The following is a 23,320-nucleotide window of genomic DNA, read 5'->3' on the forward strand; positions in this document are numbered from 1 at the left end:
ATGACACTCATTGCAATTTTTTTGGCCGTCTTACTGGACTGGCTCATTGGCGACCCCTATAGCTGGCCTCATCCAGTCAAGTGGATGGGTTCCTATATTTATTTATGTATGCGTTTGCAGGAGAAAAGGCAGTTTTCGCCCTATCTATTTGGCTTCTTCCTCTGGCTGACAACAGTAGGACTGGCGCTGGGAGTGAGCTACGGGTTGCTCTGGCTGGCTGGTCTGGTTCATCCCGTCCTCTACTGGATCGTCTGGATCTATCTGGCCTATGCCAGTCTGGCAGCTAAAAGTCTGGCTTTTGAGGCCCAAAAAGTTTACCATACGCTCAAGTTTGGAACTTTGGAAGAAGCTAGAAAACAAGTTGGCATGATTGTCGGTCGTGAAACTTCCCAGCTGACACCAGAGGAAATCAGCAAGGCGACGATTGAGACGGTGGCTGAAAATACTAGTGACGGGGTTATCGGCCCTCTGCTCTGCCTTTTTCTAGGTGGCCCCATTCTAGCCATGACCTATAAGGCCATCAATACCTTGGACTCCATGGTAGGCTATAAGACGGAAAAATACCGCAAAATCGGCTTGATATCCGCCAAGATGGATGATCTGGCTAATCTGATTCCTGCGCGTTTGACTTGGCTGTTCTTGATTCTCAGCAGTCAGATTTTACTGCTGGATGTCAAAGGAGCCCTGCGGATCGGCTGGCGGGATCGCTATCAGCATGCTAGTCCCAACAGTGCTTTTTCAGAGGCAGTTGTAGCTGGTGCTCTGGGCATTCAGCTGGGCGGACCGCACGTCTATCACGGAGAGCTGATTGAAAAACCGACCATTGGAGAGGCTTTCAGACCGGTTGAGGCGGATGATATTCAGACGGCTATCTCTCTGCTTTATACAAGCACCATGACAGGTTTAATCTTGTTCACTCTTTCTTATTTAGTAATGCAAGCATATTTCTAGGAGTATACTATGACATATATCCAAAATCCTTCCTCTATTGAGGAAAAGAGCTTTCAAATTATTCAGTCTATGATTACTGAAAAAGATCCTGATTATGTCTTCCATTCGGAAATGGAAGAATCCATCATCAAGAGGGCTATCCATACGACGGGAGATTTTGATTATCTCTATACCATGCGCTTTGAGCACGATGTCCTTAAAAAAATTGAAGAGGTAATCAGAGCTAAGGGTACCATCCTGCTGGACTCTAATATTTCTCTCAATGGGATTAATAAACGCGTGCTTGACCAGCTGGGTGTGAGCTATCGCTGTTTAATTAGTGATGAAGAAGTGGTTGCGCTGGCCAAGGAAAAGCAGATTACCAGAGCTATGGCAGCTGTTGAGATAGCAGCTAAGATTGAAGGACCTAAAGTGTTTGCCTTCGGTGGTGCTCCTACGGCTCTGTCTTATCTGATTGAGCTGGCAGAGCAGGGACTGGTAGAAGCGGATGCAGTGATTGGGGTTCCAGTCGGCTTTATCAATGTCGAAGAGTCAAAAGAAGAACTGCTTCAGTCAGGTCTTCCGGCCCTTGTCAATCTCGGCAGAAAAGGCGGCAGCACGATTGTAGTAGCCATTATCAATGCCATTATCTACCAACTGAGAGAAGTGGTGACGGATGACTATGTCCGCTACTCTACACCATCCAGTAAAGAAGGAGGAAAGAACTAGATGTCCTATCTAAAAGCAGCGCACAAGATTGAAGAAGCTAGTTTCAGCAAGATTCAGGAAATTATTGACCAAGAGCATCCAGATATTCATTTTTCGGATCCTTTTGAAGAGGCAGTGCTCAAGCGGGTTGTCTTTACCAGTGCAGACTTTGACTACCTCTACAATATCAAGTTTTCCAATCAGGTTATTGAGAAAATCCTCTACGTCCTCCGAAACAAGGGTACCATTTTTACAGATACAACCATGGTCTTGGGCGGTTTTAATAAGAAATTGCTAGATGATCTAGGTGTTTCCTACCGTTGTCTGGTCAATGAGCCAGCAGTCTTTCAGGAAGCTAAGGAAAAAGGAATTACTCGCTCCATGGCCGCTGTAGAATATGCAGCTAAAGTGGACGGTCCAAAACTATTTGTCTTCGGGAATGCTCCAACGTCCATATTTAAGGTTTTGGATATGGTTGAAGAGGGAAACTTGCAGCCGGATGCAGTTGTCGGAGTTCCAGTTGGCTTTGTCGGAGCGGCAGAATCCAAGCTCAAACTGCATGAAAGTTCGGTACCTTCTATCGCGGCACTGGGGCAAAAAGGCGGCAGTACCATCGCAGCAGCTGTGGTCAATGCCATTCTCTACCAGCTCAAGCTCGACACTACAGACTATGAGCGTTACAGTGTTTCAGATAAAAAGCAGGCTCCGGAGAAAGGAGAGGGCTGATGATGGATGAATACGCTTATGTCAATGGAAAAAAATTAAGAAAAGGTTTTACAACTGGCACTTGTGCAACGGCAGCGACTGTTGCAGCCTTGAGCATGATCTTAAATCAGGAAAGAGAAGAAAAGGTCACTGTTCATACGGCTTCAGGTGTGGAAGTGACCATGGATGTTCACAATCCTTCCTTTGGGCCAGAAGAGGCGACAGCGGCCATTGAAAAAGATGGCGGCGATGATGCGGATGCGACGCATGGCCTCTTGATTTATTCGACCGTGACTCTTTTACCAGATCAGACGGAAATCGAGATTGACGGTGGTCAGGGAGTGGGGCGCGTGACCGAAAAGGGACTGGCCTGCGATGTTGGCATGGCAGCCATCAATCCGACTCCTAGACGGATGATTGAGCAGCATGTCCGTGAGATTATCGGTCCCAACTGTGGAGCACGGGTTATCATTTCCGTTCCCGGAGGAGAAGAAACGGCCAAGCTGACCTACAATTCCAGACTAGGTATTGTCGGTGGCATTTCAATCTTGGGAACGACAGGGATTGTCAATCCAATGTCTGAAGATAGTTGGAAAGCGTCCATCACGATTGAGCTGACCATGCTCTACAATCAAGGACATCGCTCAGTCGTCTTGGTACCGGGGAACTACGGTGAAGATTTTGCGACTAATACTGTGGGGATTCCAGCTGGGCGCATCGTCAATATGAGTAACTTTGTCGGACATGTCCTCAAAGAAGTCCAGCGGATTGGCTTTACCAAGGTTTTGATGATTGGCCACATGGGCAAGTTTGTCAAAGTGGCGGCTGGTATTTTCTCTACTCACAGCAAGGACTCGGATGCTCGTATGGAAACGCTGGTGGCTAATCTAGCCCTGATGGGGGCGCCTATTGAGCTGCTGGAAAAGGTTGACAAGTGCTTGACGACCGAGGCAGCTGGAACAGCCATTAAAGAATTTTCTTATGAGGGTGTCTATCAGGTCTTGGCGGATAAGATCAAGGCTAGAAGTGAGCGCCTGCTCCGCTATCGTAAGCCAGAAGTCAATATTGAAGTGGTCGTCTTTGGGACTGAGGAAGGCTATTTGGCCTCAACCCAGCCTTTGGAGCAGATAAAGGAGGAATGGACATGATTTATGTTATCGGAATTGGTCCGGGAGATCCTAGCTATGGTCTTCTGGGACAGGAAGCCTATTTTGAAAAGGCTGACCGCATTTTGGGCAGTGAACGCCATCTGGAAATTTTACCGCCGGCTTATCGGGACAAGGGCCTGGTCCCTCCTAAAAAATTGGCTGCGTTAGCAGAATTGCTGGAAAGCTTTGGTGAGGATGAAGAAATTTTATATCTGGCCTCAGGCGACCCTCTGATTTACGGTTTGGGCAAATGGCTATCAGAGAAGTTCAAGGGGCGCGTGGTCATCTCGCCGGGTATCAGCGCCATGCAGTATCTGGCTAGTAGAATTGCCCTGCCCATGAACGATGCTTATCTGACGAGCAGCCATGCTAAGGAGCCTAATTTTGACCTGATTATGAGTCTGTCAAAAGTCTTTATGGTGACCGATCAGAAAGTTGGCCCCTATGAGATTGCTCAAGAGGCTGTTAAAAGAGGCTTAGATAAGGTGCTGGTCATCGGTGAGCAGCTGAGTTATGAAGACGAGCGTATTACCATTCTGCCTGCGAGTGAGGTAGAAGATAGAGAATATGAAATGAATGTAGTGGTGGTGTTAGATGAGGGATTCGGAATTTATCAGGGCTAAAGTCCCTATGACTAAGGAAGAAGTCAGAGCCATCAGTTTGGATAAGTTGGAGCTGCATCGAGCCAAGCGCATGCTGGATGTCGGTTCTGGCACTGGTAGTGTCACGATTCAGGCAGCCCGAACCTATCCAGAACTGGAAGTGGTGGCGGTGGAGCGAAATGAAGACGCGGTGGCCTTGACGCAGGAGAATATCCAGCACTTTGGCTGCCACAATGTCCGTCTCCATCAAGGACTGGCTCCGATTGAGCTGGATGGCAGCTTTGATGCCATTTTTGTCGGAGGGACCGGGGGCAATATGCAGGAGATTTTCGACTGGTGTGCCCAGCTCATGGAGCCGGGCGGTCGGCTGGTCTTGAACTTTATCCTGCTGGAGAATGCTCTGGAAGCAGCTCAAATAGCGGAGCAGATGGACTGGGAGGATTTAGAGATTGTCTCGGTTCAGGCTAGTCGCTGGACAGCTATAGGCAAGGGGCACTACTTCAAACCTCAGAATCCGACCATTATCGTTTCCTGTAAGAAAAAAGAAAGAGAGGCTAATTGATGTCCAAAGTACATTTTGTTGGAGCAGGCCCAGGTGATGTCGAGCTGATTACGCTCAAAGGTTACAAGCAGCTGTCTGAGGCTGATGTGGTCATTTACGCAGGCTCCTTGGTCAATCCAGATCTGCTGAACTTCTGTAAAGAAGGAGCTGAGATTCACGACAGCGCCAGCATGCACTTGATGGAAATCATCGATGTCATGGAGGCTGGAGTCAAGGCTGGTAAAGATGTGGTTCGCCTGCAGACGGGAGATTTCTCCATTTATGGCTCCATTCGAGAGCAGATCGAAGAGATGAAGAAGCGGGACATAGAGTTTGACTGCACGCCGGGCGTCAGCTCTTTTCTGGGAGCTGCTTCCAGTATCGGGGCAGAGTATACCGTACCAGAGGTTTCTCAAAGCCTCATCATTACTCGGATGGCTGGCCGGACGCCTGTGCCAGATCGGGAATCCCTGAAAAGCTATGCTCAGCACCGGACATCTATGGCTATCTTCCTGTCCGTTCAAGGCATTGAAAAGGTCGTCAGCGAGCTGATCGAGGGTGGCTATCCTCCAGAAACGCCTGTGGCTGTTATTTACAAGGCTACTTGGCCGGATGAAAAGAAGGTCTTTGGCGATTTGACAAATATTGCTGAGAAGGTCAAGGAAGCTAAGATTAGAAAGACAGCTTTGATTTTGGTCGGTGACTTTTTAGGTCAGGAATTTTACTATTCCAAGCTCTACCATGCGGATTTCCAGCATGAGTTTAGACGGGGGAAGAGCAGCCATGCTAAGTAATTCTCAACCTCGCTACGCAATCGCAACAGTGACAGCGGTCGGCAAGGACTTGGCTCTGACTCTGCGGGAGAAGCTAGGCAAGGAAATTCCTATCTATACGACTCCTCGCTTGGCAGATGACAGGGTCATTGCCATCGAAGGACGTGTGATTGAGGCGCTTGGGCAGCTCTTTCAGGAAGTGGATGTTCTCATTTGTATTATGGCTATTGGTGCAGTTGTGCGAGCTATTGCACCAGTCTTGAAAGACAAGGCAACTGACCCAGCAGTGGTTGTCATGGATGAGAAAGCGACCAATGTCATCAGCCTGCTGAGCGGACATCTAGGCGGAGCCAATCAAGTGACGCTAGACATCGCAGAATTGCTCGGTTCCAATCCTGTTATCACGACAGCGACAGATGTGCAGAATGTGACAGCTTTGGACAATCTGGCCCAGTCAGTCAATGGCTGGCAGCCGGAATTGAGAGAATTCATCAAACCTTTCAACAGCTATCTAGGTAGCGGCCGAACCGTCTATTTCTATCAGGAAAAGGACTGGGTTACGGACCTTCGCGGTCTGACTCTGGTGGATGAGGAAGGACTTGCGGCTGTTCTCAAGGGAACGGAACCGCTGATTCTGCTGACTGCAGAAAAAAAGGACATTCAAAGAGAAAATCTGGCTCTCATCTATCCTCAACCCTATATTTTAGGAGTTGGCGCCAGAAAGGATGTGGCTCCCGCTGTCTTCCGCGAAGGCTTTGAGGAATTTTGTCAGCAGGAGGGAATTTCTGCCAGCGAGATTTCCAAAATCGTCAGCATTGATGTCAAGAAGGATGAAGCAGCTATTCTAGCCTTGGCCGAGGAATTGGGCTGTCCCTTTGAGACCTTTAGTAAGGAAGAGCTGTCTGTCGTAGCAGACCGCTATCCTCAGTCAGAATTTGTCAAAAAGACAGTCGGAGTCGGCAGTGTCGCCTTGGCCAGCGCAGATCTGGCCAGTCAAGGTCAAGTCCTGACAGAGCGCTTTGCCAAGAGCGGCTGTACCTATGCGCTTGCAAAAGCAATAACCAAAAAGTAAATCAAAAAGAGCAGACGGTCTTATGAACCAACTGCCATTATAGAATTTTATCATACCCATAAAGGAGAAAAAATATATGTTATACGTTATCGGATTAGGCCCAGGTAAAAAAGAATTGATGTCACAAGAAGCATTGGCTGCTATAGCCGATTGTGAGATTATCGTTGGCTACTCGACTTATATGCGATTGATTCTTGATTTGGTCAAGGACAAGGAGCTCGTAGCGAATGGCATGCGCCAGGAAATCGACCGTTGTCAAAAGGCAATTGATTTGGCTAGAGAGACTGGCAAAAATGTCGGAGTTGTTTCCAGTGGAGATGCCGGAGTCTATGGGATGGCTGGCTTGATTTTAGAATTGCTGGGAGATGCCAGTGATGTAGAAGTTAAAGTGGTTCCAGGTATTACAGCTAGTCTGGGTGCCGCTGCAGCTATGGGAGCTCCCCTCATGAACGACTTCTGTCACATCAGTCTGAGTGACTTGATGACGCCTTGGGAAATGATTGAGAAGCGTCTGCATGCCGCAGCTCAAGGTGACTTTGTAGTCTGCCTCTATAACCCTCGGAGTAAGGGACGCCCAGACCATCTGGCCAAGGCACTTTCTATCATGTCTGAGTACAAATCAGAGGATACTATTGTCGGTATCGGTAAGGACATTGGCCGTAAGGATGAGGAAATCATCTTGACGACTATCAAAGACTTGGATGAAACTTTGGTAGATATGACGACAATCGTTATCGTTGGTAACAAAGAAACTTATGTTAAAAACGGACGCATGATTACACCTCGAGGATATACTTTATGATGAAATTACTGCTGGGAGGGACATCCGACAGCACCGCTATTTTAGAAGTGCTTGACCGCTTGAAAATCGATGTGACCAGCTCTGTTGTCACAGACTACGGCCGGCACTTGGCTTCCAAATTCGGCCAGCCGGTCATTCAGGGCCGGCTGACAGCCGAGGATATGGTTGCCTTTATCAAAGAGAATGATGTGGATGAAATCATTGATGCGACCCATCCTTTTGCGGACATTGTGTCCAAGGAAGCCATCCGGGCGGCAGAGATGGCCGGTGTATCTTACCTGCGCTTTGAGCGTCAGGCGACCTTGGATTTGAGCGGGGCCATCGTAGTGCACTCGACCCAAGAAGCGATTGAAGAGATTGCTAAGCGTGGCTACAAGACAGTCTACCTGGGAACGGGCAGCAAGACCTTGCCTCTCTTTGTCAAGGGGCTGCCAGAGCAGCGGATTGTTGTTCGCGTTCTGCCGACTTCGGAAGTGCTTCTGGCTTGTGAGCGGCTGGGACTGGTAGCGGATCAGATTGATGCGATTAAGGCTCCATTTTCCAAAGAGTGCAATAAAGAGCTCTTGCTGCGCTCGGGGGCAGATGTCTTTGTTTCCAAGGAGAGCGGTACCGTCGGTGGTATTCGTGAAAAGATTGACGGCTGTCAAGAGCTGGGGATGGACTGCATTATCATCTCTCGGCCAATTGTGGCCTATCCGCAGATGGTTTCTAGCTTAGAAGAGCTAGAGGTTTATCTGACAAAATAGCTAATAAAAGGAGAAAAAATGTCCGGTTTAGTAACATTACTGGGAGCAGGTCCAGGTGATGCGGAGTTGTTGACCCTCAAAGGAAAGAGACGGCTTCAAGAAGCAGATGTCTTGGTCTTTGACCGCTTGGTCAATCAGGAGCTCTTTCAGCATCTAAAGTCTGGCTGCGAAAAGATAGATGTCGGTAAAAAGCCAGGCCAGCCCTGTATCCGACAGGAAGAAATTGAAAAGATTCTCATCGAAAAAGCCCGTCAGGGCAAGCGGGTAGTCCGCCTCAAGAGCGGTGATCCCTATATCTTTGGTCGAGGCGGAGAAGAAGGAGTCAAGCTGGTGGAAGCCGGTGTGGACTTTGAAGTGGTGCCAGGTATCACCTCTGCTGTGGCTGGTCTGACCTATGCAGGGATTCCTATGACTTATCGGGATGTAGCAACTAGCTTTCATGTTTTTACAGCCCATCTTAAGGATGAGACAGAGATGCTCAATTGGGAAGCAATTTCTGAGCTCAAAGGAACCTTGGTCTTCCTCATGGGCATGAAAAATCTGCCTTCCATCGTCCAAGAGCTAACGGCTAGAGGCTATGGCAAGGACAAGCCAGCCGCCATCGTTGAATGGGGAACCCATCCTCAGCAGCGCTCAGTGGACGGAACCTTGGGGAACATAGTAGAACTAGCAGAAGCTGAGGATTTTAAGGCACCCAGTGTCATTGTGGTAGGTGATGTCGTGGCCTATAGACAGCAGCTGAATTTCCATGAGAATCTGCCGCTTTTCGGCCGTAAAATCTTCATCCAGCAGTCAGAGACGGGCAGACTTCCTCGCTTGCTCAAGGATGCTGGAGCTGCGCTGACCACTTTCCCATCTCGAGATTTGGTTGAAGAGTTAGAATTGCAGCTGCCGGACTTGGAGCAGGTAGATGGTCTCCTCTTTGCAGATATGCAGAGCTGGCCTCTCTTCTTGAAAGCCCTCCGCAAGGCAGGCAAAGACTTGCGCAGTCTGCCGCACATCCGCTTTGCGGCTATCGGTCATCATACGGCTAAGTCTATCGAAGCGAGCGGCATTGTTCTAGATCGGATGACGCCTCAGCAGTCGGATGCGGATTTCGCTGCTGCTCTTGAAAAAGAAGGCGGCAACTGGTATATTCTGACAGCTGAGCATAAGAAAGCCAGTCTGGCAGAACTCTATTCATTGCCGATTATTGCTAGCCACAGGCTGGCCTTTGACAGTCAGATTAGCAGTGACAATTGGTCAGAGATTGAAGTGGTCTGTCTTCCGAACTCTGCTGCGGCCATGAACTTTGTGGCAGCCAGTCAAGAAGCTGGATATGACTGGAAGGATGTTCCAATCGTTGTCATGGGTGCCAGCACACGGGCTGTTTTAGAAGAAGCAGGCTTTAGCAAGATTGTTGAGACAGATGAAGCGACTATTGCTTCCATCATTGACAAATGTCGGGAAATTCTCTGAAAGGATACGGGTCATGAGTAAAGCTATAGTAGTAGTCAGTTTCGGAACAACCTATCCCGAGACCAGACGTAAAACAATTGAGGCTTGTGAGCAGGCTATTCAGGAACATTTTCCAGACTATCCAGTCCACCGAGCTTTTACCTCAAATGTCGTTAGACGGCGGATTAAGAAGCAGGAAGGTCTAGATATTCCTACGGTCAAAGAGGTTTTGGAACAGCTCTTGGAAGCGGGCACTGAAGAGGTCTATATCCAACCTCTCCATGTCATTTTGGGCAGCGAGTATGAAAAGATTCTTGCCCAAGCCAAAGAGTTTGAATCAGCTTTTAAAAAGCTGGTCGTTGCCAAGCCTCTGCTCAACAGTCAGGAAGACTATGAGGCCGTCAAGGATATTCTGCTGGAACGGTATGGCCATGAGGGTCAGGGTGCAGCAACAGTTTTGATGGGCCATGGCAGTCAGCATTATGCCTTTACAGCTTATGCGGCCTTGGATCATATGATGAAGGGAAGCTCAGTCTATATCGGATGTGTAGAAAGCTATCCTCCGGTTGAGCTGATTGAGCAGGAACTGAAGCAAGAGGGTGTCCGAGAAGTTCACCTGGCACCTTTCATGCTGGTAGCGGGCGACCATGCGACCAATGATATGAGCTCAGATGAGGAAGGTTCTTGGTATCACTTCTTCAAGGAGCGAGGATATGAGGTTAAGGCCCATCTAGTTGGTCTGGGCGAATACCCTGAAGTTCAGCAGCTCTACATCCAGCATTTAGAAGAAATCATCGAATAGGAGGAAGGAATGGCAAAATTTTACGGAATTGGTGTGGGACCGGGTGATAGCGAGCTAGTGACTATCAAGGCCAGTCGGCTTTTGGAAGACTTAGATATTCTCTATACACCTGAGGCTAAGAAAGGGAGTAAGAGCTTTGCATTAGGCATTGCAGAGCCCTACCTGAAAGAGCAACTGGAAATCAAGCAGCGGCATTTCCCTATGGTCCGTTCCAATTCGACCAAAGAAGTCCAGTGGCAGGCCATCTCTGCTGAAATCGCAGAGGATGTCAAGTCTGGCAAGAATGTCGGCTTTATCACACTGGGTGACCCCATGGTCTACAGCACATACAGCTATCTGCTGGCCCTGCTGGAAAAGGAAATCGACTGTCAGACCATCCCTGGTATCACCTCTTTCTGCAGCATGGCTTCTGAGCTAGGTCAGCCCCTGACTATGGATGAGGAATCTCTGGCGGTCATGCCGGCTACGGCTTCTGCTGAGAAGATTGAGGCAGCGCTTGAGCTGCATGACTCGATTGTGATCATGAAGGTGGCCAATCACCTAGATACTGTCCTGCCCCTGCTAGAAAAGCTCGATCTCTTGCAGCAGACTTTTATGGTTAGCAATTCTTCGACGGATAAGCAGCAGACCCTGCTGGGCCTCGAGGGAATCACACCAGAAACCAAGCTGCCTTATTTTACTACCTTCCTCGTGAAAAAGAAGATTTTTTAATATCAGAACCCATGTTCATGGATAAACATTCATCCTTTTGAGCTTAGGTTCTTAGTAAAGGAAAAAAATATGAAACTATTGAAAAATAAAAAAGTAACTTTTGTGGCCTTGTTGGCTATTTTGGCGGTACTGAGTACCCAGTCTGTGTCAGCTATGCATATCATGGAAGGCTATCTTCCACTCTTTTGGTGTATCTTCTGGTTCGCCGTATTCCTGCCTTTCTTTGTGGTCGGCTTGATGCGCATCAAGAAAATCGTTGCAGAGGATCCAAATTCCAAGACCATGCTAGCCTTGTCCGGTGCCTTTATCTTTATCCTGTCTTCTTTGAAGATTCCGTCTGTTACAGGATCCAGTTCGCATCCGACTGGGGTTGGTCTGGGGACAGCTATGTTTGGTCCGTCCGTTATCAGCGTTTTGGGAACCATCTGCTTGCTCTTCCAAGCCCTCCTCTTGGCTCACGGCGGCTTGACTACTCTGGGTGCCAATGCATTCTCAATGGCAGTGGTTGGTCCATTTGTTGGTTATTTTGTCTATAAGTTTGCTAAATCCATCAAGCTGTCTACACCGGTATCTATCTTTATCTGTGCGGTGATTGCGGACTTGGCGACTTATGCGACAACTTCTATCCAGCTCGGTTTAGTCTTCCCAGATGCTAACAGCGGTTTTGTTGGTTCTGCATTGAAATTCATGGGTGTCTTCTTGACCACTCAAATCCCGATTGCTATCGTAGAAGGATTGCTGACAGTTGTCCTCTATAACTTAATCTCAGAAAATGTCAAAGAAAGAGCAGGTCTGTTCAAATGAAAAAATATAAGAATCTCATCTTGATCTTGGCTGCAGTAGCAGTCACTCTAGCTGCCTTTATCTTTGCCCCTAAGGGTGTGGAATACAGTGGAACAGATGACGCTGCTGAAAAAACCATTAGCACTATCCAAAAAGACTACGAGCCTTGGTTTTCACCGATTTTTGAGCCAGCAGGTCCGGAAGTAGAGAGTCTGCTCTTTACCCTGCAAGGCAGTATCGGAGCGGGGATCATCTTCTATGTCATTGGTTACCACAAAGGGAAAAAACAAGGCCAACAAAAGAAAGTTTCTGAACATAAATAAAAGCCTTCAACAGTAAGAGCGAGCTCTGGTTCTTGATAGCGATTAAGCCTGTCTGGGACTGGAGTTGCTCTGTTCTGGGAGGTATTGCAAAACATAGCTAGAAAGGAGAGCTACCTCATGTTTGCGATTGATAAATACGCCTATCAAAACCGGTTGAAAAATCTGCCGGTTGCTTATAAATTTGTCATCTATGTACTCTTGTTAGCTGTCAGTTTTTCTGGTGTCAGGAGTCTGCAGCTAGGGCTCATTGTCTTGGTGGCGCCTCTGACTTGCTATCTAGCTCGGCTTCCGTGGTTGCGCTATCTAAAGTGGTATCTTCATGCTAGTATCTTTATCCTGATTAGTCTCTTGACCTTTGTCTTGACCTATCAGAATAATCAGGAACAGCTCTTGCTGGCCTTGCCTTTAGGTCAGGGTTATCTGGGCATCAGCCAATCCTCTGTTCAACAGACCATTTTTATCCTTTTGCGCATCTATTCATCCTTGGTTTCGACTTATTTCTTTGTCCTGACAGTGCCTTTTGCGCAGATGCTGCGGCTTTTTAAAGCCATGCACGTCCCGCGGGTACTGCTAGACTTGATTGTCCTCATGTATCGCTTCATTTTCCTGGTCTTCTATGAGTTTGTGACCATTCGAGATACCTTGGACTTGAAATTCTCCTTTTACAATAAAAGGAAGCAGCACCAAGCTTGGGGCAGATTAGCCAATACTCTTTTTGTTAAATTGCTGGATGATAATCAGCATTTAAATGAAGTACTGACGCTAAGATTTGATGCTGAGCACAGTGAATAATGAAAGCGCATTTACAATAAGACTGCTTTTATACTATAATGGAAAGTAGATAGGAAACATAGATGTTACAAGTAAAGAATATTTCTTTTTCGTATGACGAAAATCCAACGCTGCACGATATTTCTATGGACTTCGAAGAGGGCCGGATTACTGGCATTCTGGGAGTCAACGGTTCAGGTAAGTCTACCATCATGAAAATCATCACCCGACTGCTCCAACCGCAGAAGGGCAGTGTTTTATATGATGGTCAGCCTGTAGGCGACTCTAAGAAGGCCTTGTTCCAGTATCGGCAGCATGTCAATATGGTCTTTCAGAATCCAGAGCAGCAGCTCTTTTATACCATTGTGAAGGACGATATTGGCATGGCCTTGGAAAACTTGGGCTATGAAGAAGACGAGATAACCAGCAGAGTGGCGACGGCTTTAGAGATGATGGACATTTCTCATCTGCAGGACAGACCCTTGCAGTATTTGAGCTACGGCCAGAAAAAGCGGGTGGCTATTGCTGGCATGCTGGCCCTGCAGCCCAAGTATCTGCTGCTGGATGAGCCTACGGCAGGACTGGATCCAAAAGGGCGGGACCAGATGGCAGCGACCATGAAAAAGCTGGTCCAGGCTGGAACCAACATTATCGTATCCAGCCATGACATGGATCTGATGTATGACTGCTGTGACTATGCCTACCTACTGGAGAAGGGGCATTTGATCGCACAGGGCAGCAAGTTTGATTTCTTCCAGCAGGGAGATCTGCTAGTAGAGGCAGGCTTGGCTGTACCTTGGATTGTCAAGCTTCATCAGACTATCCAGACGCCACTGGCAGAAAATGAAGCTGCTTTCTTTGAGCAGCTAGGAGGAAATGGAACATGGTCAAATCATTGATGGTACAGGGGACTGCCTCAGATGCTGGAAAAAGCATTATTGCGGCGGGCCTCTGTCGGATTTTTAAGCAGGATGGCCTAGAAGTGGTGCCTTTTAAGTCGCAGAATATGGCGCTTAATTCCTTTATTACCAAAAAAGGAGATGAAATGGGCCGGGCTCAGGTTGTTCAGGCTGAGGCAGCTGGTAAAGAGCCGGATGTCCGCATGAATCCAGTTCTGCTCAAGCCCACGTCTGACCGCAAGTCCCAGGTCGTCTTTTTAGGCCGTGTACTGCGGGATATGGATGCCGTCGAATACCATGAATACAAGCAGCAGCTCCTGCCTAAGATTAAGGAAGTCTATGAGGAGCTGGGCGCTGAGAATGATATTATCATTATTGAGGGAGCAGGCAGTCCAGCTGAAATCAATCTCAATGACCGAGACATTGTCAATATGGGCATGGCCAAGCTGGTCGATGCGCCAGTGATTTTAGTGGCGGATATTGATAAGGGAGGAGTCTTTGCCTCTATCTACGGAACGATTGAGCTCATGCCTCCTGAGGACCGCAAGCGGATCAAGGGTGTTATTATCAATAAATTCCGTGGCGATGTGGCCCTGCTGCAGTCCGGTATTGATATGATTGAGGAGCTGACCCAGGTGCCGGTTATCGGAGTCGTGCCTTATGCCCAGCTGGATATTGACAGCGAAGACAGTGTGGCATTGGTACAGAAAAGTCGGCGCTTTGATAGCAGAAAGAGTCTGGATATCGCAGTTGTCAGCCTCAAGCGCCTGTCCAACTTTACGGATTTTCACAGTCTGGAAATCCAGCCGGATGTTTCTGTCCGCTATGTCCAGCCTGGTGATGCAATCGGTCGGCCGGATCTCTTGATTCTGCCAGGCAGCAAAAATACCATTGAAGACATGAACTATCTGAGAGAGTCCGGACTTGAATCCGAGATTCTCGAGTGTCTGGAGCAGGGCGTGCGAATCTTTGGAATCTGTGGCGGCTATCAGCTGCTGGGGCAGAAGATTAGCGACCCGCTGCACCTAGAGTCTGACTTAGAAGAGATTAGCGGTCTAGGTATTTTAGAGACCGAGACAGTGCTTCAGCCGGTCAAGCGGACGACTCAGGTCAGAGCCCTGCATGAGGGGCAAGAGCTAGAGGGCTACGAGATTCACATGGGGGAAACCCAGCTGGCGGATAGCCTTGAGCCATTTTCCATCATCAAGGAGCAAAATGGTGAGGCGACCGAGCGTCTGGATGGAGCAGTGGCTTATGGCGGTCAGGTGCAAGGAACCTACCTTCATGGGGTCTTTGACAATCTAGAATGGACTCGTCAGTACCTGAATGAACTTCGGCTGGCTAAGGGCTTAGAGCCGCTAGAGGACCAGCTTGTCAGTATCAAAGACTTTAAAGACAGAGAGTATGATAAGTTAGCAGACGTCCTGCGCCAGTCTTTGGACATGGAGCAGATTTATCAAATCATCAACAGAGAAGAAAAATGAGAATTTATACGAAATACGGTGACAAGGGCTTTACACGGCTCTACGGTGGGGACCGAGTATCCAAGACTCATATTCGGGTCGAAGCTTATGGAACGATGGATGAGCTATGCTCTCATCTTGGCTATGTCGTATCTGAGATGCGTGACTATCCTATCTTGGATGACCTGCGTCTGGAATGCGAGGAAATCCAGCAGCATCTCTTTGACTGCGGCAGCGACTTGGCTACGCCGCGGGAGTTACGCCCCTACAAGCAAGAACCAGCCAATGTCAGCTGGCTGGAGGAGCGGATGGATGAGTATATGCATATCCCTCCGAAAATCGACCGCTTTATCATTCCGGGCGGCCATCGGATTGCCAGTCTCCTGCATGTGGCCCGCACCATGACCAGACGTCTGGAGCGACGCATGGTGGCTGTTATAGAGGCAGATGAAGCGGTCAATGAGATAGGCTTGATCTATATCAACCGCCTGTCGGATTACTTTTTTGTGCTGGCTCGATTGGTCAATGACCGGCTCGAGGAGCCAGATACAATCTACAAACGCAGCGCGAAAATCTTTCGGGAAAAGAAATAGGAGAAGCCAGCATGTATCCAGTCATGATTAATATCAGAGAGAAGAAAGTCGTGGTAGTGGGAGGCGGCAAGGTCGCAGCGCGGAAGATTAAGACCCTGCTGGCTGAGCAGGCTGCTGTGACGGTGGTCAGTCCGACTCTGCATGCTGATATTCCACAGGCGGAGATCCAGTGGCTAGCTAGACCCTACCAGACAGGCGATTTGGAAGGCGCTAAGCTGGTCTTTGCCTGTACAGATCAGGCTGAGGTCAACCGTCAGATTATGGAGGATGCTGCACCCAGTCAGCTGGTAAACAATACGGGCGACAAGACCTTTTCTGACTTCTACAATGTAGCCATTGCGAGAAAGAAGGACGTATCTGTCATGATCTCGACCAACGGTCTCTCGCCCAGCCGTTCCAAGGAGATTCGCAAGAAGATAGAAGCGATTTTAGACCAACTTTAAAAGAAGGAAAGAAGCATGCACCTATTATACGTGGGTTTGACCCATCGGGAAACGCCGCTGTCAATTTTGGAAAAAGCACATTTTTCAGATCAGGAGGGGCTGAAAGCTCTGAAGCTCCTGAAAAGAGAAAAAAGTATCTTGGAAAATATCATCCTGTCCACCTGCAATCGGACTGAGCTCTATCTGGTGGTGGACCAGCTGCACACTGGCCGCTACTATTCCAAGCATTTTTTGGCTGACTGGTTTCAGATTCCTGTCAAGGAGCTGGAAGAGTATTTAGTCTTTCGTGAGGGGGATGAGGCCTTGCGGCATCTGCTGCGGGTCTCTATCGGATTGGAATCCAAGATTGTCGGTGAAAGTCAGGTCTTGGGCCAGCTCAAGCAGGCTTTCCTGACAGCGCAAGATGCTGGTACGACTGGAATTGTCCTCAATCAGGCTTTCAAGCAGGCGCTGACCTTTGCCAAGCGCATGCATGATACTTATCGAATCAATGACCGGCCCATTTCTATCGGTCTGACCGCCATCCAAGAATTGGACCGACTGGGGCTGGATTACAGCACTAAAAAGGTAGCTGTGATCGGTCTGGGAGAGATTGGTCAGTTGGTGACTAAGTATGCACTCCAGCGTTCATTCGAATCCGTCATGCTGCTCAATCGGACAGTCAGCAAGGCCCAGCCTTTTCTGACAGAGGACAGGGTATCTGCCCATGGCTGGGATGAGTTGGAGGCAGTGCTGGCGGATGCGGATGTGGTCTTTTCAGCTGTTAAAACGGAAGAATATATTATCTTTCCCTCCATGCTTAAGGCGGATGCGGTCGTGTTTGACCTCTGTCTGCCTCGTTCCTGCCATCCAGGCTCATCTCTGAAGCTCTATAATATCGAAAATCTGACCAATCAACTGGAGCAATACAAAGCGGAACGGCAGGAGATTGCCGGTCGGATTGCTTTGGAGATTGATGAGGAGCTGGTCAAGTTTGCTGACTGGCGTCAGCAACTGGGCATTATTCCTCTGATTCAGGAAATCAGGGATAAGGCTTTGGAAGCTCAAGCTTCGGCCATGGAAAGCCTTAATCGTAAGTTTCCGGATTTGACCGAGCGGGAGCAGAAGCAGATTTCCAAGCACATGAAGAGTATTATCAACCAAGTCTTGAAGGAGCCAATCTTGCAGCTCAAAGAGCTGTCAGTCGGAGAGCATTCAGACTATGACATTGCCTTGATTGCCAAGATATTTGGCTTGCACAGAGAAAGGGGAAAAGATGAAGGTCATTAAGGTAGGAACCCGCAAGAGTAAGCTGGCCATGACCCAGACCCAGCAGTTAGTGGACCAGCTCAAGGCGATCCATCCAGAGCGGGATTTTGTCCTCGTTCCCTATACCACAAAAGGAGATCGCTTGACCCATGTCAGCCTCCAGGAAATTGGGGGCAAGGGAGTCTTTGTCAAGGAAATCGAACGAGCCCTCTTGGCTGGTGAGATTGATATGGCAGTCCATAGTCTCAAGGACATGCCGGCTAAACTAGCTGAGGGCTGTGCGCTCGGTGCGATTAGTCAGCGAGAAGATGTCCGGGATTGCTTGATTTTCCGTCAAGCTGGCCAGACATTGGCTGACCTGCCTAAGGGCGCTCTGATAGGAACCAGCAGCATTCGCCGGCAGGTTCAGCTGCAGGCTCAGAGACCGGATTTGACGTTTAAGCCACTTCGAGGCAACATTGATACCCGCATCAAGAAGCTGGAAGAGGGTGAATACGATGCGATTGTCTTGGCTATGGCTGGACTTAAACGTTTGGGCTGGTTGGACCAAAGCCGTCTTCACATTCAGCCTTTAGAGACCAGTCTTTGCCTGCCAGCTATTTCTCAGGGAGCTTTGGCAGTGGAATGCCGGGAAGAGGATGAGGAGCTACGGAGTCTCTTGGCAACTGTTCAGGATGAGAAGACAGCTGCTGAAGTGGCAGTTGAGAGGGCAGTTTTGGCTCAGATGAATGCGGACTGCACCTTCCCTATCGCTGCTTTTGCCCAGAAAAACGGTCAGGACTACCAGCTAGAGGCCATGCTGGCCAAGGAGGACGGTCAATGCATCTTTGTCAGCCTTCAAGGGCAGGATGGTCAGGTATTGGCAGAGCAGGCTGTACGCCAGTTAGCCGATAAGGGAGCAGTAGGAATGCCATGGTTAAAAAAATAATCTTTACCAGAGAGCAGGCGCCAGACTCTGCTTGGCTAGAAGAAATCAGACGGGCTGGATTTGAGACGCACCATGTTCCTCTCATTCGCTGTCAGTCCCTGCCCTTGCCAGAAGATGTCCAAGCAGCACTGCCAGAAGTCGACTGGGTCTTTTTTACCAGCGCTGTCGCAGTAGAGGCTTTCAGTCCCTATCTGAAAGCGGACTTCCAGATTGCGACCATTGGGCCGCAGACCAGTCAGGCGCTGGATAAGCTAGGCCGAGCCTGTGATTTTCAGGCCAGTAGCCACTATGGTCTTGACTTTATTCAGGAGTGGCTGGATTTGGCTCTGCCGACACAAAAGATCTTGCTGCCTCAGAGCAGCCTCTCCAATCCCAGTCTGGCTGAGAAGTTAAAAGAAGCAGGTCATGAGGTCTGGGCTTGGCCTATGTACGAAACGACCTCAAATCCTGCTGGTCAGGACCAGCTTGAGACCTATCTGTCCCAAGAGGATGTGATTTGGACCTTTGCCAGTCCATCGGCTTGGCAGAGTTTTTGTGCTATTAAGCCCCATCTAGCATCCAGCCATCAGATTGCAGTGATTGGCCAGACAACGGCTCAGGCAGTCAAGGAGTCCGGCTATGGGGTAGACTACCAGCCCCAGAGTCCTTCTGTTGAGGAAATGGTCAAGGAAATAATCAAGAAAGAAGAGAAGAAGCATGGAATTTTATAGACATCGCAGGCTGAGGAGAAGCAGCGGTCTGCGGCAGCTGGTTCGAGAAACCAAGCTGTCTGTGGATGATTTTATCCAACCCTTGTTTGTTAAGGAAGGCTTGACTGAAAAGCAAGAAGTAGCCTCCATGCCGGGAGTTTATCAGTTCTCCCTCGAGGATTTGCTGCCAGAAGTTCAGGAATGTGTGGACTTGGGCATTCGGGCTTTTATCGTCTTTGGCATTCCATCAGAAAAGGATGAAACTGGCAGTCAGGCTTCAGCTGAAAATGGCATTGTGCAGGAAGCTATCCGTCTAATCAAGAAGCATTTCCCTGAGACAGTCGTCATTGCAGATACCTGTCTCTGTGAGTTTACCAGTCACGGCCATTGCGGTATTTTGCGAGGGGAAGAAGTGGACAATGATCTGTCTCTGACTAGACTGACAGAAGTCGCTGTCAGCCAAGCCAGGGCTGGAGCAGATGTCATTGCGCCCTCCAATGCCATGGACGGTTTTGTGGCGGCTATTCGTCAGGGGCTTGATGCGGCTGGCTTTGAAGACATTCCCATCATGTCCTATGCGATTAAGTTTGCCTCTAGTTTTTATGGACCTTTCCGAGATGCAGGTGAGAGTGCTCCGGCCTTTGGTGACCGCAAGACCTATCAGATGGATCCCGCCAATCGCTTGGAGGCTTTGAGAGAAGCCAAGAGCGATGAGGAGCAGGGAGCAGACTTTCTCATGGTTAAGCCAGCTCTAGCCTTTCTGGATATCCTCAGAGAGCTGCGGCAGGAAACCCGGCTGCCTCTGGTGACCTATAATGTCAGTGGAGAATACGCTATGGTCAAGGCAGCAGCCCAGCAGGGCTGGATCAATGAAAAAGCTATTGTCATGGAAACCTTGATCAGTATGAAGCGGGCTGGTGCAGACTTGATTATCACTTATTTTGCCAAGGATGCGGCTGGCTATCTGAGAGAAGGATAGAGACTGCGGAAAACAGCAGTTTTCTAGATAAGGAGGACGAACTTGAAGAGAGAACATTCCAACCAATATTTCGCAGAGGCTCAAAAGCTCTTTCCAGGCGGGGTCAACAGTCCTGTCCGAGCTTTTAAAGCTGTGGGCGGTCACCCGCTTTTTATCGAAAAAGCCAGCGGAGCCTATCTGCATGATGTTGATGGCAACCGTTATATTGACTACGTCCTGTCTTGGGGACCTATGATTTTGGGGCATGCTCCTAAGGATGTGTTACCAGCAGTTGAGGAAGCTATTTGGGAGGGAACCAGCTTTGGTGCTCCGAGCCCCAGAGAGATTGCCCTCGGCCAGCTGGTGCAGGAGCGTCTGCCTTTCATGGAAAGAATGCGGATGGTCAATTCGGGAACGGAAGCGACCATGAGCGCCATTCGGGTAGCGCGTGGAGTGACCAAGCGCTCTAAAATTGTCAAATTTATCGGCTGCTATCACGGCCACAGCGATTCCTTTTTGGTTCAGGCTGGTTCAGGCTTGGCCAGCTTTGGGATTGCTGATTCTGCCGGAGTCATTGCTCAGGTAGCTGGGGAAACTCTGGCTTTGCCTTACAATGATACAGATGCTCTCAAGGCTTGCTTTGAAAAGCATGGAGATGACATCGCCTGTGTCATTTTAGAAGCCGTTGCGGGCAATATGGGCTTGATTCCAGCGGATGCGGACTTTATCAGTACTATTCGCTCCCTCACTCATGAATACGGCTCTCTCTTCATCGTGGACGAGGTCATGAGTGGTTTCCGAGCTCATTATCAGGGGGCAGTCGGCCTCTATCAGACAGAGCCAGATCTGGTCTGTTTGGGCAAGGTTATCGGTGGCGGCTTCCCAGTCGCAGCATTTGGCGGCAAGGCCGTCTATATGGATCAGGTAGCGCCTCTAGGCAGCATCTATCAGGCCGGCACTTTGTCGGGCAATCCAGTCGCCATGACGGCCGGTTATGAAACCCTGAAACAGCTAACACCGGAGCTCTTTGCTGAGATTGAAGAGAAAACAAGCTACCTCTGTGATGGCTTGCGAAGTCTAGCCGATAAGTACAGTATTGATCTGCAAGTCGTATCAAAAGGTACCATGTTTGGCTTCTTCTTCAGTCAGAAGCCAGTCCGTAACTTTGAGGATTCTAAGGCGGCTGACCATGCTCAGTTTGCACGACTGCATGGACTATTGCTGGAACAGGGCATTTATCTGGCGCCATCTCAGTACGAAACCAACTTTATGTCCAGTGCCCATACTAGAGCGGACCTAGACCAGACCTTGGCAGCCTTTGAGCAGGCATTTCAAGTAATGAAAGAAGAAGCAAATGGCTAAGATTGTGTTAGTGACAGGCGGTGCCAGAAGTGGCAAGTCTGCATTTGCGGAGGAACGACTAGCGGACCGAGAGCGAGTTTGCTATATTGCGACCGGCCTGCCCCGAGGAGAAGATCCAGAATGGCAGGAGCGGATTCGGCTGCACCAAGAACGGCGGCCGGCTTCCTGGACGACTCAGGAGCAGTATGCAGGGCTTGCGGACTGGCTGCGAGAGCAATCACATCCAGTTTACCTGCTGGACTGTGCCACGCTTCTGACCAGCAATCGCCTCTTTGATTTGATTGCCCAGCATTTTCCGGATAAGCTGGAGCTGACGGAAGAAAACTTTCTCAGCCGTCAGGAGCAGTCTTTTCTGCTGCAGCTCTTGGAAGAAGAATGGCAAGAGCTCCTATCTGCAATCCATCAGACTGATGCTGAGTGCTGGATTGTAACGGACGAGGTTGGACTGGGCATTGTCCCAGAGACCAGACTAGGACGCTTTTTCCGTGATGTGCAGGGCAAGATTAACCAACTGATTGCAAAGGAGGCGAGTGAGGTTTATCTAGTCATTTGCGGCCTCGCTCAGCAGTTGAAATGATAAAGGCATTGATTATCTATACCCAATTTTTTAGCCGGATTGTGATTCCAAAGGCAGTGGATATTTCCTATCTGCGACGGGGACTTCCTTTTCTGACCCTCTTTGGTCTCTTGCTGGGTTTGATTTCAGGTGGATTTTATTTCCTAATGAGTCTAGTCTTACCAGGAATGGTTGCTTGGGTTCTGACCCTTGCTTTCGATGTTCTGCTGACAGGTGGCTTTCACTTGGACGCTTTAGCGGATACGGCGGATGGGCTCTTCTCCTCTCGTAAGAAGGAGCGGATGCTGGAGATTATGAAGGACAGCCGGATTGGCAGCAATGGCGTTCTGGCGCTCATTCTCTACTATGCTTTGATGCTGGTTCTCTATCCTTATCTGCCAGAGCCTCGCTGGTTTATCGTGGCCAGTCTGACCATGATTGGCAAGGCCGGTTTGAGCCTACAGCTTTACCGGATGACCTATGCCAGAGAAGGCGGCGGCTCGGGAAATTTCTTCAGTGGCAGCAAGACGAGTCATATCCTGCTTGCCCAGCTTCTCCCCTTACTCTTATCTCTGCTGGTTTTCAGCTGGAGAGGCCTCTTGGCTTATGGCTTGGTATTTCTGGGAGCAATCGGCTATCGCCGGTTCGTTTATAATAAAATTGACGGCCACACAGGCGATACGCTAGGGGCCTATGTCGAAATCGCCCAGCTCCTCTATCTCTTGGGATTGGTGGTGCTAGGATGAAAAGATGGTATCTGATGCGGCATGGTCAGACAGACTACAACCGTAGGCGCTGTTTCTACGGCAGCCATGATGTCTCTATCAACGAGCAAGGCCAAAAAGATGCCAAGCAGCTGGCGCTGCTGATGCAGAAGCATGCGGTTGATGCAATCTACACTAGTAGTCTTAAGCGGACGCAGGAAACAGCCCAGCTGGCTTTTCCAGACAGGCAAGTCCAGCCCATAGGCGACTTTGACGAGCGGGGCTTTGGGCAATGGGAAGGCTTGACAGCTGATGAGATTGAAGCGGCTTTTCCAGAAGTCTGGCAGGCTTGGCTGGAAGCCCCCTTTGAGATCACGCCTCCTGAGGCAGAAGTTTTCTCAGCTTTTCAGACCAGAGTCTGGACAGCAACAGACCGCCTGCTAGATAGTGCTGAGGAATCAATGGCTCTAGTAGCTCATTTGGGAGTCCTTCGCTTAATTTACCAGCATTTGGTTGACCGAGAGGCTGTTTTTTGGAACATTGATGTCCCCCAAGGACGAGTGCTGCTCTTGGAAGAGCGGAACCAGACTTGGCAGGCGACCTTACTCTAAGGCTCTATTATT

28 protein-coding genes are annotated in these 23,320 nt (G+C 49.2%); all 28 read left to right on the forward strand.

What is annotated here, in order from left to right; translation table 11 throughout:
* Window positions 1-951 (forward strand): adenosylcobinamide-phosphate synthase CbiB, encoded by a 951-nt coding sequence (gene cbiB, locus J1C86_RS02360; protein WP_125408791.1) that lies wholly within the window; start codon window positions 1-3, stop codon window positions 949-951.
* 9 nt (window positions 952-960) lie between these two features.
* Window positions 961-1,659, forward strand: a complete 699-nt coding sequence (locus tag J1C86_RS02365) for a cobalt-precorrin-8 methylmutase (protein WP_002901147.1) — start codon at window positions 961-963, stop codon at window positions 1,657-1,659.
* On the forward strand, window positions 1,660-2,364 hold the full coding sequence (locus J1C86_RS02370) for a cobalt-precorrin-8 methylmutase (RefSeq protein WP_125408792.1): 705 nt from the start codon (window positions 1,660-1,662) through the stop codon (window positions 2,362-2,364).
* Window positions 2,364-3,491 carry a cobalt-precorrin-5B (C(1))-methyltransferase CbiD gene (gene cbiD, locus J1C86_RS02375; protein ID WP_002896466.1) on the forward strand — a complete coding sequence of 376 codons (1,128 nt, stop codon included), beginning with the start codon at window positions 2,364-2,366 and terminating at the stop codon, window positions 3,489-3,491. The genes J1C86_RS02370 and cbiD overlap by 1 nt, the downstream gene beginning before the upstream one ends.
* Window positions 3,482-4,114 carry a cobalt-precorrin-7 (C(5))-methyltransferase gene (locus J1C86_RS02380; protein WP_002925791.1) on the forward strand — a complete coding sequence of 211 codons (633 nt, stop codon included), beginning with the start codon at window positions 3,482-3,484 and terminating at the stop codon, window positions 4,112-4,114. The genes cbiD and J1C86_RS02380 overlap by 10 nt, the downstream gene beginning before the upstream one ends.
* Window positions 4,086-4,655: a decarboxylating cobalt-precorrin-6B (C(15))-methyltransferase gene (locus J1C86_RS02385; RefSeq protein WP_032905439.1), complete on the forward strand. Its 570-nt coding sequence runs from the start codon at window positions 4,086-4,088 to the stop codon at window positions 4,653-4,655. Before J1C86_RS02380 ends, J1C86_RS02385 begins: the two co-directional genes overlap by 29 nt.
* Complete coding sequence (locus J1C86_RS02390; RefSeq protein WP_125408793.1) at window positions 4,655-5,428, forward strand: cobalt-precorrin-4 methyltransferase; 774 nt, start codon at window positions 4,655-4,657, stop codon at window positions 5,426-5,428. Before J1C86_RS02385 ends, J1C86_RS02390 begins: the two co-directional genes overlap by 1 nt.
* Window positions 5,418-6,479 carry a cobalt-precorrin 5A hydrolase gene (gene cbiG, locus J1C86_RS02395; RefSeq protein ID WP_185757492.1) on the forward strand — a complete coding sequence of 354 codons (1,062 nt, stop codon included), beginning with the start codon at window positions 5,418-5,420 and terminating at the stop codon, window positions 6,477-6,479. The genes J1C86_RS02390 and cbiG overlap by 11 nt, the downstream gene beginning before the upstream one ends.
* A gap of 76 nt (window positions 6,480-6,555) precedes the next feature.
* Window positions 6,556-7,281 (forward strand): precorrin-3B C(17)-methyltransferase, encoded by a 726-nt coding sequence (gene cobJ, locus J1C86_RS02400; protein WP_125356104.1) that lies wholly within the window; start codon window positions 6,556-6,558, stop codon window positions 7,279-7,281.
* Window positions 7,278-8,027: a precorrin-6A reductase gene (cobK, locus tag J1C86_RS02405; protein ID WP_125408795.1), complete on the forward strand. Its 750-nt coding sequence runs from the start codon at window positions 7,278-7,280 to the stop codon at window positions 8,025-8,027. Before cobJ ends, cobK begins: the two co-directional genes overlap by 4 nt.
* Before the next feature lie 18 nt (window positions 8,028-8,045).
* The gene (gene cobA, locus J1C86_RS02410) at window positions 8,046-9,485 is read left to right on the forward strand and encodes a uroporphyrinogen-III C-methyltransferase (protein ID WP_125408796.1); all 1,440 of its coding nucleotides are present in this window, start codon (window positions 8,046-8,048) and stop codon (window positions 9,483-9,485) included.
* 13 nt (window positions 9,486-9,498) lie between these two features.
* A complete protein-coding gene (locus J1C86_RS02415) occupies window positions 9,499-10,266 on the forward strand; it encodes a sirohydrochlorin cobaltochelatase (RefSeq protein WP_061592181.1) in 768 nt (255 codons plus the stop codon).
* A gap of 9 nt (window positions 10,267-10,275) precedes the next feature.
* Window positions 10,276-10,977 (forward strand): cobalt-factor II C(20)-methyltransferase, encoded by a 702-nt coding sequence (locus J1C86_RS02420; protein ID WP_125408797.1) that lies wholly within the window; start codon window positions 10,276-10,278, stop codon window positions 10,975-10,977.
* A 69-nt stretch (window positions 10,978-11,046) separates the two neighbouring features.
* On the forward strand, window positions 11,047-11,781 hold the full coding sequence (locus tag J1C86_RS02425) for an energy-coupling factor ABC transporter permease (RefSeq protein ID WP_002901131.1): 735 nt from the start codon (window positions 11,047-11,049) through the stop codon (window positions 11,779-11,781).
* A complete protein-coding gene (locus J1C86_RS02430; RefSeq protein ID WP_125408798.1) occupies window positions 11,778-12,083 on the forward strand; it encodes an energy-coupling factor ABC transporter substrate-binding protein in 306 nt (101 codons plus the stop codon). Before J1C86_RS02425 ends, J1C86_RS02430 begins: the two co-directional genes overlap by 4 nt.
* A gap of 117 nt (window positions 12,084-12,200) precedes the next feature.
* Window positions 12,201-12,875, forward strand: coding sequence for a CbiQ family ECF transporter T component (locus tag J1C86_RS02435; protein ID WP_032908916.1), 675 nt, complete (start codon window positions 12,201-12,203; stop codon window positions 12,873-12,875).
* Between the two features lie 62 nt (window positions 12,876-12,937).
* Complete coding sequence (locus J1C86_RS02440) at window positions 12,938-13,753, forward strand: energy-coupling factor ABC transporter ATP-binding protein (protein ID WP_125408799.1); 816 nt, start codon at window positions 12,938-12,940, stop codon at window positions 13,751-13,753.
* Complete coding sequence (locus J1C86_RS02445) at window positions 13,738-15,237, forward strand: cobyric acid synthase (protein WP_125408800.1); 1,500 nt, start codon at window positions 13,738-13,740, stop codon at window positions 15,235-15,237. The genes J1C86_RS02440 and J1C86_RS02445 overlap by 16 nt, the downstream gene beginning before the upstream one ends.
* Window positions 15,234-15,809: a cob(I)yrinic acid a,c-diamide adenosyltransferase gene (locus J1C86_RS02450; RefSeq protein WP_002896444.1), complete on the forward strand. Its 576-nt coding sequence runs from the start codon at window positions 15,234-15,236 to the stop codon at window positions 15,807-15,809. The genes J1C86_RS02445 and J1C86_RS02450 overlap by 4 nt, the downstream gene beginning before the upstream one ends.
* An 11-nt stretch (window positions 15,810-15,820) precedes the next feature.
* Window positions 15,821-16,252, forward strand: a complete 432-nt coding sequence (locus J1C86_RS02455; protein WP_002896443.1) for a precorrin-2 dehydrogenase/sirohydrochlorin ferrochelatase family protein — start codon at window positions 15,821-15,823, stop codon at window positions 16,250-16,252.
* Window positions 16,253-16,267: 15 nt separating this feature from the next.
* Complete coding sequence (hemA, locus tag J1C86_RS02460; protein ID WP_125408801.1) at window positions 16,268-17,521, forward strand: glutamyl-tRNA reductase; 1,254 nt, start codon at window positions 16,268-16,270, stop codon at window positions 17,519-17,521.
* Complete coding sequence (hemC, locus tag J1C86_RS02465) at window positions 17,508-18,428, forward strand: hydroxymethylbilane synthase (protein ID WP_125408802.1); 921 nt, start codon at window positions 17,508-17,510, stop codon at window positions 18,426-18,428. Before hemA ends, hemC begins: the two co-directional genes overlap by 14 nt.
* The gene (locus J1C86_RS02470; protein ID WP_125408803.1) at window positions 18,413-19,138 is read left to right on the forward strand and encodes a uroporphyrinogen-III synthase; all 726 of its coding nucleotides are present in this window, start codon (window positions 18,413-18,415) and stop codon (window positions 19,136-19,138) included. Before hemC ends, J1C86_RS02470 begins: the two co-directional genes overlap by 16 nt.
* Window positions 19,125-20,096: a porphobilinogen synthase gene (gene hemB, locus J1C86_RS02475; protein WP_125408804.1), complete on the forward strand. Its 972-nt coding sequence runs from the start codon at window positions 19,125-19,127 to the stop codon at window positions 20,094-20,096. Before J1C86_RS02470 ends, hemB begins: the two co-directional genes overlap by 14 nt.
* A 42-nt stretch (window positions 20,097-20,138) precedes the next feature.
* Complete coding sequence (gene hemL, locus J1C86_RS02480) at window positions 20,139-21,437, forward strand: glutamate-1-semialdehyde 2,1-aminomutase (RefSeq protein ID WP_125408805.1); 1,299 nt, start codon at window positions 20,139-20,141, stop codon at window positions 21,435-21,437.
* Complete coding sequence (gene cobU, locus J1C86_RS02485) at window positions 21,430-22,014, forward strand: bifunctional adenosylcobinamide kinase/adenosylcobinamide-phosphate guanylyltransferase (RefSeq protein ID WP_125408806.1); 585 nt, start codon at window positions 21,430-21,432, stop codon at window positions 22,012-22,014. The genes hemL and cobU overlap by 8 nt, the downstream gene beginning before the upstream one ends.
* Window positions 22,011-22,739 carry an adenosylcobinamide-GDP ribazoletransferase gene (gene cobS / locus J1C86_RS02490; protein ID WP_002922141.1) on the forward strand — a complete coding sequence of 243 codons (729 nt, stop codon included), beginning with the start codon at window positions 22,011-22,013 and terminating at the stop codon, window positions 22,737-22,739. The genes cobU and cobS overlap by 4 nt, the downstream gene beginning before the upstream one ends.
* Window positions 22,736-23,308: a histidine phosphatase family protein gene (locus J1C86_RS02495; protein WP_125407430.1), complete on the forward strand. Its 573-nt coding sequence runs from the start codon at window positions 22,736-22,738 to the stop codon at window positions 23,306-23,308. Before cobS ends, J1C86_RS02495 begins: the two co-directional genes overlap by 4 nt.
* Window positions 23,309-23,320: the final 12 nt, after the last annotated feature.

Source organism: Streptococcus sanguinis (assembly GCF_050220005.1).
Classification (GTDB): Bacteria; Bacillota; Bacilli; order Lactobacillales; family Streptococcaceae; genus Streptococcus; species Streptococcus sanguinis_Z.